General features: G+C 38.0%; 11 protein-coding genes and 1 riboswitch. Of the genes, 3 read left to right on the forward strand and 8 right to left on the reverse strand.

Translation table 11 applies throughout. The features are described from left to right. Positions 1-185, forward strand: a 185-nt coding sequence (locus DS885_RS17655) for a hypothetical protein (protein ID WP_220149684.1), incomplete at its 5' end; no start/stop codon positions are given. A 74-nt stretch (positions 186-259) separates the two neighbouring features. Then, a complete protein-coding gene (locus DS885_RS09440; RefSeq protein WP_113819187.1) occupies positions 260-493 on the forward strand; it encodes a hypothetical protein in 234 nt (77 codons plus the stop codon). A 224-nt stretch (positions 494-717) separates the two neighbouring features. Here DS885_RS09440 and DS885_RS09450 read toward each other — a convergent pair whose 3' ends face one another. The 5 genes from DS885_RS09450 to DS885_RS09470 form a co-directional block, all read right to left on the reverse strand. Beyond that, positions 718-1305 (reverse strand): hypothetical protein, encoded by a 588-nt coding sequence (locus DS885_RS09450; RefSeq protein ID WP_113819188.1) that lies wholly within the window; start codon positions 1303-1305, stop codon positions 718-720. A 241-nt stretch (positions 1306-1546) separates the two neighbouring features. Beyond that, complete coding sequence (locus tag DS885_RS09455; protein ID WP_113819189.1) at positions 1547-2248, reverse strand: DUF2971 domain-containing protein; 702 nt, start codon at positions 2246-2248, stop codon at positions 1547-1549. Between the two features lie 44 nt (positions 2249-2292). Then, complete coding sequence (locus DS885_RS09460; protein WP_369007756.1) at positions 2293-2622, reverse strand: putative quinol monooxygenase; 330 nt, start codon at positions 2620-2622, stop codon at positions 2293-2295. 888 nt (positions 2623-3510) lie between these two features. Beyond that, on the reverse strand, positions 3511-4158 hold the full coding sequence (ribB, locus tag DS885_RS09465; RefSeq protein WP_113819190.1) for a 3,4-dihydroxy-2-butanone-4-phosphate synthase: 648 nt from the start codon (positions 4156-4158) through the stop codon (positions 3511-3513). A gap of 95 nt (positions 4159-4253) precedes the next feature. Next, a riboswitch (FMN riboswitch) is annotated at positions 4254-4409 on the reverse strand. Positions 4410-4792: 383 nt separating this feature from the next. After that, the gene (locus DS885_RS09470) at positions 4793-5728 is read right to left on the reverse strand and encodes a helix-turn-helix domain-containing protein (protein ID WP_113819191.1); all 936 of its coding nucleotides are present in this window, start codon (positions 5726-5728) and stop codon (positions 4793-4795) included. A gap of 125 nt (positions 5729-5853) precedes the next feature. Between DS885_RS09470 and exaC the strand changes: the two genes are divergently transcribed. Further along, positions 5854-7371, forward strand: coding sequence for an acetaldehyde dehydrogenase ExaC (gene exaC / locus DS885_RS09475; protein WP_113819192.1), 1518 nt, complete (start codon positions 5854-5856; stop codon positions 7369-7371). Positions 7372-7465: 94 nt separating this feature from the next. Here exaC and DS885_RS09480 read toward each other — a convergent pair whose 3' ends face one another. The 3 genes from DS885_RS09480 to DS885_RS09490 all read right to left on the reverse strand — a co-directional run bounded on the left by DS885_RS09480 (position 7466) and on the right by DS885_RS09490 (position 12070). Next, positions 7466-9544: a DUF4962 domain-containing protein gene (locus DS885_RS09480; RefSeq protein WP_113819193.1), complete on the reverse strand. Its 2079-nt coding sequence runs from the start codon at positions 9542-9544 to the stop codon at positions 7466-7468. Positions 9545-9910: 366 nt separating this feature from the next. Beyond that, positions 9911-10300, reverse strand: a complete 390-nt coding sequence (locus DS885_RS09485) for a DUF3461 family protein (RefSeq protein WP_113819194.1) — start codon at positions 10298-10300, stop codon at positions 9911-9913. A gap of 357 nt (positions 10301-10657) precedes the next feature. Continuing rightward, a complete protein-coding gene (locus DS885_RS09490; protein ID WP_113819195.1) occupies positions 10658-12070 on the reverse strand; it encodes an alanine/glycine:cation symporter family protein in 1413 nt (470 codons plus the stop codon). Between the last annotated feature and the right edge of the window lie 309 nt (positions 12071-12379).

Below are 12379 nucleotides of genomic sequence, written 5' to 3' on the forward strand. Positions count from 1 at the left end.
TTTTCGCCCTGTCGGCGACACCCTTTCTTTTGCCAGAAAAGAAAGGATGCAAAGAAACTGGCCACCGGATCGCTTTCTTATCCAAACGCTCATTGCCTTTCTTAACGCACCAGCTCATACAGCACATCCATGTGCTGAATGAGCTTACAGCAAACGTCCTGTTTGCTGTTGCTAAAAGTCATTGAACGTTTGGGAAAGCTCAACGGTGGGGGAGTCGTAGCCGCATTGGGGAGCGTTTTTATGAGGGGGAAATGTTTGGATGTCCCATACTTTGACCTGGTATAACACGGAGCACAAGCATAGCAGGATTAAGTTCATTACACCTAGTGAACGCCATGATGGTTTAGATACAGACATACTAAATAAGAGAAAAATTGTATTACTAGATGCTAGGGCTAAAAAACCACTGCGTTGGTCTGGTGAGGTTCAAGACTGTAATGCAATTGGAGCTGTCACATTAAATCCAGATACTCCTAAAAAAGAAGCAGCATAAAAATTAGCTAATGAGTGCCAACTGTCTTGAAAAACACCGATAAGGTAAATTCTCTTGGACCAATTTTGCGTATATTGGAGCAAAAGACTTTTGAATTAATGATAACTTAATTTCATTGTCTACTTTTAAACTGAACAATTGAAACTCCTTAAAAATAACACTACTCTGAGCAGACTAATACAAGCTAATAATAATTTAAGATGGGGGTCTTTGTTATTTCTTTATTATAAATCAACTTTTACCTGAGAAAGCAGCTTTACAGCTAGCCTTGTTATTCGAAAATTTCGATTTCCTTGGGGGCTATGATCAAAAATTAGCAATCCGGTATTAACAAGCTGATTTAAGTCATCTTCGATGAATCTTGGTTCAGTAATTTCAATACTCCCTGATGCATCCATGATATAAAAGGTCGTGCCAGCTAACATGTTAAGCTCTTGAAAAAAGCTGCCACCTGAATTATCTAGTTGGTAAAGTATCGATATTGCTTGTTCTGAAAGTTCGGAGTAAGGAGCGATAGCGTTAGATATTTCCTTAAAACCATCAATAGAAGAGGATAACATAAGAAGTGTTTCATCTAGCGCTGATAGCTTTTGTAAAACGACATCGTGATTTTGACTTAAAAGGGATTTAATACCTAAGCCAAGCAAGTGATTTGATGTAATTTCATCAAGTAAACTTTTATATCTTTTATCACTTAGCCATTGAACAAATTCTTGATATTCATCATCAGAAGCTGACTTTCTCTCAGATTTAAAATTACTAAGCAAACCAACTATTGATGCAAATGTAGTTGCAGCAGTTAATGCTTCCACCGAACTCTCCTTGATTTATAACGAGGCTGTAGAATTTCTCTATTTAATTGAAAACAAAGCCAATTATTTTTAATAATTGGCTTTAAAAAATTATAATTTAAGAATTATAATTTTACATTTTTTTGTAATAAGCGAGTTATTCTACAACCTCAGCGTCTACATTAAGCGGCTAAACTGTTTTAGCTCCGTTTAAATTGACTTGTTTGCTTGTATATGGCCTATAACTAATAAGCCTAGTGTACTAGCGACAAAAATCTTTTTGTATATCTTCCCTTTCATCGCACTTAGGGCAATAATCTTTACTTCTATCTGGTCTTTTAACATAAGTTCGTATTCCACTGGAAACCCACCTTATGTTATTACTTAAACTTTGTTTGCTCTCTATTAACACTTCAAGTTTTGGTTTACAGAGTTTCAATATATGCATAAGCATATCAACTTTTGACTTCTCAGCTCTTCCACCAAACCTTACTGATTTGATAGTTATTGGCAAAAATTTTTTTTCTCCAACAATTAAACATCGACTTTCAGCTTCATATTTCCAAGGCTTTTCTTTATACAGTAGAATTTCTTTTGCCTTATCTATTGTTATATTCTTTTCTGTTATTGAAGGTTTTTTTAAATATGAGACTTTATGAAAAGTTTGGTTTTCTAATAATTGAAATTCAACAACACAACCTCTAGCACCATCGGCATAATGTGACCACATTAGAGGGCTGTCTTTATCTCTACTGAAGCAGACAATTCTGAATTTTTTTATTAATTCTTCCCACTCTTGTTCTTTTTTTTGAGGAATAGTGCCATCTATCTTTACAACACCTTCCATAGGATCATTAAGTTCATGATGACTTGCTGCATATATTCTTTCTTTGAGAATCAAATCAAGTAGAAATTCAAAATTATCAAGAGATTTATATTTATAGAAGGTTTGTAATTTCTGCACGGCAGCTCCAATTCTAAGTTTCCAGCTAACGCTTTGTTATACGTTTATTCGCCACTGTTAATTTCGTAATGTCTTTCTACATTCTTAGTTATATCACCCCAATTAGATGAACTAACTCTTGCTTGGTGATAATCAAACGCTTCTTGACTCACAAACTCTTCGTAAACACTAAACTTATTAGGATTTATTTTATCCGGTGTGACTATAAAAATTAAACAACCTGACTCTTTCAGAGTAAGGTTTTTATGGGTGTTTAACTCACTTTTAACAATCTCAAGTTCTGAATCTGGTATGACTATAAACCCTTGCAATATAACTTTAGCCAACACTAAACTCCAGAAACGTATAACACTTATTAAACCGAAAAATTCCATATTTACGCTGGAAATACGTAATATGTTTATTTGTTAAAAGTGCATTAATAATACGCTAGAAAAACCTTAAAACAATCATTTAAAGGTATTTGTCAAAATTTTATGATCTGGAAAGGTGGCGTTATTCCGTATTAACAACGGAAAGGCAGAGTAGTTTTTGTTTACTTAAATGTGCCTGATTTTAATCACGGAAAGTATGGAAGAGGAAGTAAAGTCGCCGATAGTGCGAAACAGCAAGTAAATAATAATCAAACTGCTTAAATGAGCGCAGACGAACCAATACTCATTATGCCTACAACTTTCCAACCTTGAGCTTTCCCAGCAATCAATGCATTTTAGCAAAGCCAAATAGGGAGAGATTAACTAAAGCTAGAGCGTTCATGTAAGTCCAAAATGGTATGTTTAAAACGATAACTTTAAAGGAATATTGCTTTAGCGAACTTATAAAAATTAGAATTCTCAACCCGGCTACATCAACTCCCCGTTATATTTTTATGAATCAATGATTACCTTTAGCAGGTTAGGCAGGGATGCCGTTGCTAGCGAACTTCGCGGCATGGACGCCGCGTATGAGCGGTGCGTTAAGAAGGTAATCATTTATTCGGATAAAAAAATATCCGGTGTGGCCTTTTCTTTGGTTACTTTCTTTTGGCCACTCAAAAGAAAGTAACACGCCGATAGGGCGGAACACCAAGTCACAATTATTCATTAAGCTACGTTGAGCGTAGACGAACCAACTCTTAAATATCACTGAACAATATAAAAAGCACTCGTTGTTGCGACAACAAAAAAGGCCACCTATATCACTATAGACAGCCCACAAAGCTATAACTCACTTCAGTTTTAGACGTTTTGGCAACCCAAAACTACACCTTAGCTATATATGAATTAGGCTACCTGTTCGGCTTTAATATAATGCACTAAATCATCAATACTCAATACTGGCATATTGTGTTGCTGGGCGAACTTCACCACTTCTGGTAAACGGGCCATTGACCCATCTGCATTGCTTAATTCACAAATAACACCTGCCGGTGCAAACCCGGCTAATGTCGCTAAATCCACGGCTGCTTCGGTATGGCCTCTGCGTACTAATACGCCACCTTCAACGGCTTGTAGCGGGAAGACATGACCTGGTCGTGAGAGGTCTTCCGCTGTTGCGTTTGCTGCAACGGCGGTTTTAATGGTGGTGACGCGATCTGCGGCTGAAACACCTGTGGTTACACCGTGCTTTGCTTCGATACTCACGGTATAAGCAGTGGTATTTTGGCTAGTGTTATGACTGACCATTTGCGGTAGTTGAAGTTTTTGTGTGGTGGATGTTGGCAAACATAAACAGACTATGCCACTGCCTTCACGGATCATCATGGCCATTTGTGGCGTGGTTAATGATTCTGCTGCAAAAATAAAGTCACCTTCATTTTCTCTGTCTTCATCATCTACGACGAGGACACCTGAACCATTTTTGATTGATTGAATGGCATTTGATACACGCGTATGTGCATCACCGAATAAACTTAATAGAGACTGACTCATGGTATTTCCTTTGAATAGTTACCAGAATCAGGGCATTGAGAGTTACACCACCTAATTTTTAGGTCATGTAAATTAGCCCTGCAACATGCAGTGCTTTGGTTTCTCTTTCATCCGGACTTTAACCGTCGGCTCTGGAGTTACACCAGATCTGCTGACCTTTATTATGAGGTTGAATCATTAATAAAGCGCTCGCGGGCTTACCTGTAAGGCTTACCGCCGGTGGGGAATTTCGCCCCGCCCTGAGAATTGCTAAGTTAAATTAGCGTGCGGATTTTAACGCTTACTTAACGAGGAAGATAGTTGAAATTGCAGAGAAATCTTTAAATTTATGCCTCTTTTTATAGTTATGAATTGTCTTGCTGAGTTGGGCATTAGAAGAAGATACATAAGAGTTTGCACTTTTTGAGTCGTTTACAGCTTGCGTCGTTGCCTATTTTTGTACTTTATTGGCCATGGTAATGAGTGTTTGGTAAGTCATAAACGTAATGCGAGTAGATATACCGACTATGCCCATTTAATGCCATAAATAATAGACTTTCAGAATACAAACGCTGCGTTATTCTTTTTTATTGATGCTTATATACCAACATTGTTAATGCTTAATTCGTCATGTGGGGTTATTGCTGGGTTTGGATTATTGCTGGGTTTGGATTATGTCTGGGTTTGGATTATGTCTGAGTTTGTATTGAGTTGGGTTAATCCCAAAAAACTTCTTAAAGCTGCGACTAAAGTGGCTCGTGCTTAAGTAACCGGTGGCAAAGCAGACTTGGGTTACTGAGTTATTTTTCTGCAATAGATCTGCTGCTTTTTTAAGGCGTAATTGAAATAAAAAGTCTTGAGGTGTACAGCCGATAGTCCGTTTAAATTCAGAGAAGAATTTAGTGCGACTCATACAGGATATTTTAATTAATGCTTCAATATTAATAGCCTCTGCTAAGTGCTTATATAGGTAGGCTACCACTGAGTTAATACCGTTATGCTCTGGATCGTTAAGGCTGTGACAAATAATAAAATCTCGAGTTTGCTCTCTTAATAAACGCGTAATAAGTTCACTTACCGCGAGATCCACCATAAAGTTTCTATCCGGATGATTCTCAGTAAAAATATTGATCATACGCCCTAACAAGGTTTGGGTTTCGGCATTATGGTGTGTGTGCATTAGTTTATTATCATACTGCCATTCTTGCTGATAACTTGATAAAGGTGCATTGGCATTGAGTTTATCGCATATCTTTTTAACGCGATTATGACTAATTTCAATAGCGATACAGCTGGTTGGGGAAGCTAGTGTGGCATCGGGGAAATCAATCTGAATTGGGCGGTTTGGTGCCATAATAAAGGATTCATGTGGGAAGAACTCCGTTTCAAACCGTCTGTGTAAACTATGCATTATTTTTTTACCGGATAGCATACCGCAAAACATTAATTGGTCAGACGCAAGTTTGATATTAGAAGCAGATTCAAAAGTGTCATAAATACTCAATTCAGCATCCTCTCCAGCAAAAGAGGTTTTGTTCTCTACCAAAACTTGAGGCTTATTTCTTTGATCTTGAACATGTTGAGTTATCATTTTTACCACGCTCCCTACTATTTGAAACTAACAGTCAATATTTTTGGATTATCAGTCATGCATTTAAAAAACGCATAGATAGGATGAATATCACATAGAGGCATACAAATAACTGAGAGGTGTTTATGATTTATCCAAATCCAGGTTCTTCGGAGTCACAAATTACGTTTAAATCACGTTACGATAATTACATTAATGGGCAATGGGTTACCCCTGTAAATGGACAATATTTCACTAATAAAAGCCCTGTCACAGGGGAAGATATTTGTGAAGTCGCTCGCTCAGATCAACAAGATATTGACCTTGCTTTAGATGCTGCACATGGCGCGAAACAAGCCTGGGCGAATACTTCTGTTACTGAACGCTCTAATATTCTGCTTAAAATAGCAGATAAGATTGAAGAGAATTTAGAGCTTCTTGCTTTGGTTGAAACTTGGGATAATGGTAAATGTATCCGAGAAACCATGGGGGCAGATGTGCCTTTAGCTGTTGACCATTTTAGATACTTTGCTGGTTGTATTCGCGCTCAAGAGGGATCATTAGGTGAAATAGACCACAATACAGTGGCTTACCATTTTTATGAGCCATTAGGTGTTGTTGGACAAATCATCCCTTGGAATTTCCCACTATTGATGGCCGCTTGGAAAATTCCACCTGCGTTAGCAACAGGGAACTGCATCGTTCTTAAACCTGCCGAACAAACCCCTTTATCCATTTTATTTTTAATGGAGATTATTGGTGATCTATTACCTGCAGGTGTTTTAAATATTGTAAACGGTTTTGGTGAAGAAGCGGGACAGGCATTAGCGACTTCTACACGTATTGCTAAAATTGCCTTTACTGGCTCTAGTCCAATTGGTAAGCGTATTTTGCATTGTGCTGCAGACAATATGATCCCTTCAACGGTAGAATTAGGTGGTAAATCGCCTAATATTTTCTTTGCCGATGTGATGAATCATGAGGATACATATATAGATAAATGTTTAGAGGGGGCGGCGTTAGCATTCTTTAATCAAGGGGAAGTGTGTACTTGTCCATCACGTTTATTAGTACAGGAGTCGATCGCCGATGAGTTTATTGAGCGGTTGATTAAGCGTACAAAAAGTATTGTTCAAGGCAACCCGTTTGACACTGATAGCCAAGTGGGAGCACAAGTGTCAAAAGTACAATATGACAAAATTCTATCCTATATTGAGATTGGTAAAGAGGAGGGCGCTGAAGTATTAACCGGCGGTGCTATTGAGAATGTAGATGGGGCTGATGATGGTTACTATATTCAACCTACCTTGTTAAAAGGTAGCAACCATATGCGTGTTTTCCAAGAGGAGATCTTTGGTCCAGTTATTAGTGTCACGACCTTTAAAGATGAAGCTGATGCTTTAAGGATTGCTAATGATAGTGAGTTTGGCTTAGGTGCAGGCTTATGGACGAGAGACAGTAATATTGCATATCGTATGGGACGTGGTATTCAAGCGGGGCGTGTATGGACAAATTGTTATCACCTGTACCCTGCACACGCTGCATTTGGCGGATATAAGCAATCAGGTATTGGACGTGAAAACCATAAGATGATGTTAGCGCATTATCAACAAACGAAGAATATGCTGGTCAGCTACGATATTAACCCGATGGGGTTCTTTTAATTTGAATGTTAATCTATAAATAAGAAAGCCGCTTATGATAAGCGGCTTTCTAGTATTGGCTGTTTTATAAATAAGCCTTTTAGTGAAGGCTAAGTTAAAGCTCAATCACTACATCTTCACCATCGATAGTCAGGGTTAAGCTTGTGTCAGTGAGGTTGTACGACACCTCTGTTTTAGGGCCGTTGACTTTACTTGGTACTAATAAAGTGAGGATGTTGTGTTCTTTCTTCGCTTTAAATTTCGCTTCAACATGGCGGTGGATCTCAAGATCTTTATATTCACTTGGGTCAACTTCACCAAAGCCTTCAACATTTTCAATGCTTAGTAAATTATCCGTCGCTTCATTGATAAATGACACATCTAATAGTGCATTGTCACCAATAATTTGGAATGAGTCCTTAGCTGTTTCTGTTTTGAAAGTGGTGTGTAATAACCAAGTTAAGTCTTGTTCGCTTTTAAGAGTCGCCAGATCGCGCATCACAAAGACTTTACCTTTAGCAAACCAGATTTTACGTTTGTAAGATTCTAAATCTGGATTGTGGAATTGGTAAGAGGTTGATGCATCACCTTCAACGAATAATAGATCTGATTCTGTATCGAAGTCTGTGATTTTACCACCCGCTTCAACACAGTAGCGATCTTGGTGTTCGCCTTCAAAGTTGGTTGTTGTGTTTTCTGCATACTGACCTTTACCACCAAATAAAGGTAAGTTTTTAGAGAAAGTACGACGACGCCATTTGATGTGCATATCTACACCGAAACCACCGTAGTAACCTGTGATAGCCGCTAACGTATCGCCAAATGCATGTAATGTGTAAGCATTTTGGTCGCCGTGTGAATGGCTGATAGAACCGAATGGGCTACATTTGTAAACCATATGAATATGTTCATCACGGTTTGTCATATTGCTGTGGAAACCTGCCCAACCTGTGATTGGGAAGACTTTAAGCTGTGGCTCATCTGAAGGTTTAACTTCAGGCATATCGTTCCACAGGTAATCAAAACGTAAATCATCGTAACCAAAGTCCCACCAACCGAAGTTGTAGAATTTAGTATGCGCTTCTGTATCGCGTGCTTTCAGTTGGTTGTAGTACCAAATGTATTCAGGTTTGTTGTTTACACCTGCAAAATGTTTGATGTTGTAAGCCAGTTTTAACCCTGGGAAGTCACCAATACTTGATTGGTCACAGAAGCTTGCACGTTTTGAGTGAACAGGCATACAGTACATGATGAAATCACCAGTATTTTTGTAGAACTCTTTATTAAACATGTTGATAGAGGTGTAGCTTTTCAGTAAGTCAAAAGATTCACCTAGGAATGCCATTTGCGTGTTCCAGTAATCTGGACCTTCAGCCCATGCGCCATCTTTTCCACCCCATGGTGGGTAATGTACCGCATAGTATTCGATGCCGTATTCAATGTATTCACGTGCTTTAGGGTATTCATTGTATAGCGCGATACAGGTTGGGATCACCGCAGATGAAATTGAACGCACACCGTGACTATTCAATGGGTTAGCTAATAGGTCAACGGTTACTTGTAGATGATGCATGATCTCTTCTAAACGTACGATCAATGCTTGTTTTACTGTTTCACGCTCTTGCTCTGAAAAGTAAGCATGTAGCCAGTCATAACCCCAAGCCATGGCTGCAATAACACGGAAAGCAGCTTCATCATTATAACCACGTGAGGTGACACCTTCTGGATCGTAAGAGGCGAGTTGTAATGTCCACGCTTTGGCTTTAGCGATGATTGCGTCATCTTCTAATACTATACCGGCAATGGATAGGTTACGTGTTGCGTTAAAGGCTTCTTGGCAACTTACATACATTTGACGCCAGTAAGGACGCCATAGTGAGGCTTTACCAACGGTTTCTTCTGGGTACGCTTGTGGCTCATCGTAAGGCGCGACGTCTAAAAATTTATTAGTAGAGTTATTCATAAAAGCATCGAATTTACAATACCCAGCATCGGCTTTTAGGTTTGCTCTAAAAGCCGCTAGGTCTTTGCTTTGCACTAATAAACGAGGATGTTCAACACTTAGGTTATCTAGGAAAGAAAGATCAATATCAGCCTTTTGTACTTGCACTGGCATCACATCAAGAAGATTACCAGCAGATTTGTCGTTTTCTAATTTGATCGCTTTGATCGCATCAAAAGATTTGTTAGACATTTAAACCTCTACTTATGAAATTAATAAATTTATACCAGCCCAGTAATGCTAAGTTACTCAACTGCAAGGAATGTTAATGAAATATCAGGTTATAAAGCGGTTCAAGGGGGATCCCTTAAACTAAAATCAACATAAGCTACGCCGATTTACTGTTTGTATTAAACCTTTTTAATGATCATTTTATATCATTTGTATTACTTAATTACAAAAAAGTAAGGACTGCGCTTTTCTAATACGAGTACTAGGTCACAGGATTAAAAGTCGATATTTAAAATACTGTTTATGACGAGGCAAACTGAAGATATAAAAAAACGAACAATGATGTTCGTTTTTAAAGTAGAAGTTAATGCTGTTGTTTTATTCAGTTTATTGTAGCTTGTCTAACTTACCTTCAATCTCTTGGATTTTATTATCCACAACCGACTGTAAGTGTTTTAAGTCTGATAATACCTGTTGTTTTAGCTCTTTTTCGGTGCTGACTTGTAAACTTAAGCTATCTAGCTCTTTAATGATTTTATGCAAGGTAGGATTAATTTCTGATAACTCAGTAGTACCTTGAATATGTTGAACGTGCTGACCACCGCTGACGGTTTTAATTTGACGTTGGAATTTATATTTACTACTACGCCCGATTAACATGGCTCCGGTCTTACGGAAATATACTTTTAAAATATCCTTATCGCCCTCTTTGCGTAATGAGTAGCGTTTGATATTTTCTGGGTTACGGATCCCGATGTCTCTAAGGTTTGGATACATTACTTCTCCTTAAGTATATTGTCGAAAGTGGTGGATACAAATCTACATTAAATAGTTGTGCAGGTTAAAGTCTATTTTGTTGTTAGTTTTATCTAGAAACTTATTTTTAACTTATACCTTTATGTGTCCATTGAATGGGCAACTAAAGCACAGCTTGCTTTAATGCAAATAGTGATATTGCCTTTAGTTTGAACTATCACAAAAAAAGATCAATGAATATTGTACTGAATTTGCTGTTTTTTTAGGCTTATTTATGAATGAAAAGAAGGTATTGGAGAGTTTAGAAGAGCTGAAAGTAATAGACCTTACAAGATTCATCCATTGTGATCTTGTAAGGTCTATCGAGGATGCTTTATGTTACTTTTTAGCTTCCCAAACACCAGGCTCTATTTTTTTATCTAGCTCTGGTAGTTTAGTTCGGTCAAAAGTAGGCACTTTACCAGCGCTTAATTGCTGGTTGTAATCTTTTGCTAACTTAATCACTTCGTTAGAAAGTAATAGGACAGCAATCAGGTTAACAATCGCCATTAATCCCATAGAGACATCAGCTAAAGACCAGATTACATCGTTGCTTTGTGTTGCACCGAAAAGGATCATTGCTAACACTGCGATACGTAATACGATTAAACCACGTGTATTTTTGTGTTGTAAAAATACTAGGTTAGTTTCAGCGTAAGAGTAGTTAGCGATAATAGAAGTGAAGGCAAAGAAAAGCAGTGCTATTGCAACAAAAGAACCACCCCAGTTACCCACTTGGAAGTCTAATGCACGTTGTGTGATTTCAACACCACCCATACCAGAGAACGAATCTAATCCACCTGATAATAGAATGATAGACGCCGTTGCAGTACAAATGATGATGGTATCAATAAATACACCTAGCATTTGTACATAACCCTGTGATGCTGGGTGAGGTGGGTAAGGAGAGGCTGTTGCAGCTGCGTTTGCTGCACTACCCATACCTGCTTCATTTGAGAATAAACCACGTTGAACACCGGTCATAATCATTGCACCAAATGCACCACCAGCGGCTTCTTGCCAACCAAAAGCAGAATTAAAGATTAAGCGAATAACACCAGGTAGTTCTGTTACATTGATGACTACAACAAACGCTGCAATCACTAAGTACACCAATGCCATTGCTGGAACAATTCGTTCTGCTACTTTAGCGATACCACGGATACCAGTGAAAATAACAGCACCTGATATAAGCGCAAGGATAATACCAACAGTTAGTTTATCAAAGTTGAATGACTCATTTAATGCGGCAGTAATAGAGTTTGCTTGAACGGCGTTAAATACTAAACCAAATGCAATAATCAGAAAGATTGCAAATAGGCTACCCATCCAACGTGCATTTAAACCACGTTCCATATAATAAGCAGGGCCACCACGGAAATTACCTTCTTCATCATGTACTTTATAAGCTTGTGCAAGTGTACTTTCTGCAAAGCTGGTTGCCATTCCTAATAGGGCGATTAACCACATCCAGAAGATTGCACCAGGGCCACCGACTGTAATTGCAATAGCAACACCGGCAAGGTTACCTGTACCAACTCGTGCGGCTAAACTGGTGGAGAGAGCTTGGAAAGAAGAGATACCCTCTTTATCTGATTTGCGACTGCCTTTCATGACAGTAAATGTATGGAAGAAATGACGGAATTGAATGAAGCCTAAACGTACGGTGAAATAAACCCCTGTTCCTATTAACAAATAAACAAGAATTTGCCCCCACAATAAACCATTCAAAGCATTAAGTACTGTTAACATAAAGATACCTTTTAGTAGATTGCGCGAGTCCCTTTAAAATCAATTAAAACGCAATTTGATTATGAACAAGGCCGCGATACTAGCAAATCTTCAAGGGGTTTGCTTAGGTTTATAAAGTTGCTGTCAATTCGTACTAACTGTGGTTGTTTGGTGTTCTTTATGTGATGTTTTTATATACGTTATTAACTTGTAAGTGTGATTTTTATTAACTTTAGATTTATTTATAGACCGATGTCATTGTTTTATCTGATTAAAAAAATAATATTTAAAGCGTGAAAGGACATTTATTAAATTCACTTAAATTAACTA

The organism is Psychromonas sp. B3M02 (genome assembly GCF_003318165.1).
Lineage (GTDB): Bacteria > Pseudomonadota > Gammaproteobacteria > Enterobacterales > Psychromonadaceae > Psychromonas.

Coding starts and splice junctions, on each gene's coding strand:
- DS885_RS09440 (WP_113819187.1), top strand. CDS start 260: ATGTCCCATACTTTGACCTGGTATAACACGGAGCACAAGCATAGCAGG.
- DS885_RS09460 (WP_369007756.1), bottom strand. CDS start 2,622: ATGGAATTTTTCGGTTTAATAAGTGTTATACGTTTCTGGAGTTTAGTG.
- ribB (WP_113819190.1), bottom strand. CDS start 4,158: ATGAGTCAGTCTCTATTAAGTTTATTCGGTGATGCACATACGCGTGTA.
- DS885_RS09470 (WP_113819191.1), bottom strand. CDS start 5,728: ATGATAACTCAACATGTTCAAGATCAAAGAAATAAGCCTCAAGTTTTG.
- exaC (WP_113819192.1), top strand. CDS start 5,854: ATGATTTATCCAAATCCAGGTTCTTCGGAGTCACAAATTACGTTTAAA.
- DS885_RS09480 (WP_113819193.1), bottom strand. CDS start 9,544: ATGTCTAACAAATCTTTTGATGCGATCAAAGCGATCAAATTAGAAAAC.
- DS885_RS09485 (WP_113819194.1), bottom strand. CDS start 10,300: ATGTATCCAAACCTTAGAGACATCGGGATCCGTAACCCAGAAAATATC.
- DS885_RS09490 (WP_113819195.1), bottom strand. CDS start 12,070: ATGTTAACAGTACTTAATGCTTTGAATGGTTTATTGTGGGGGCAAATT.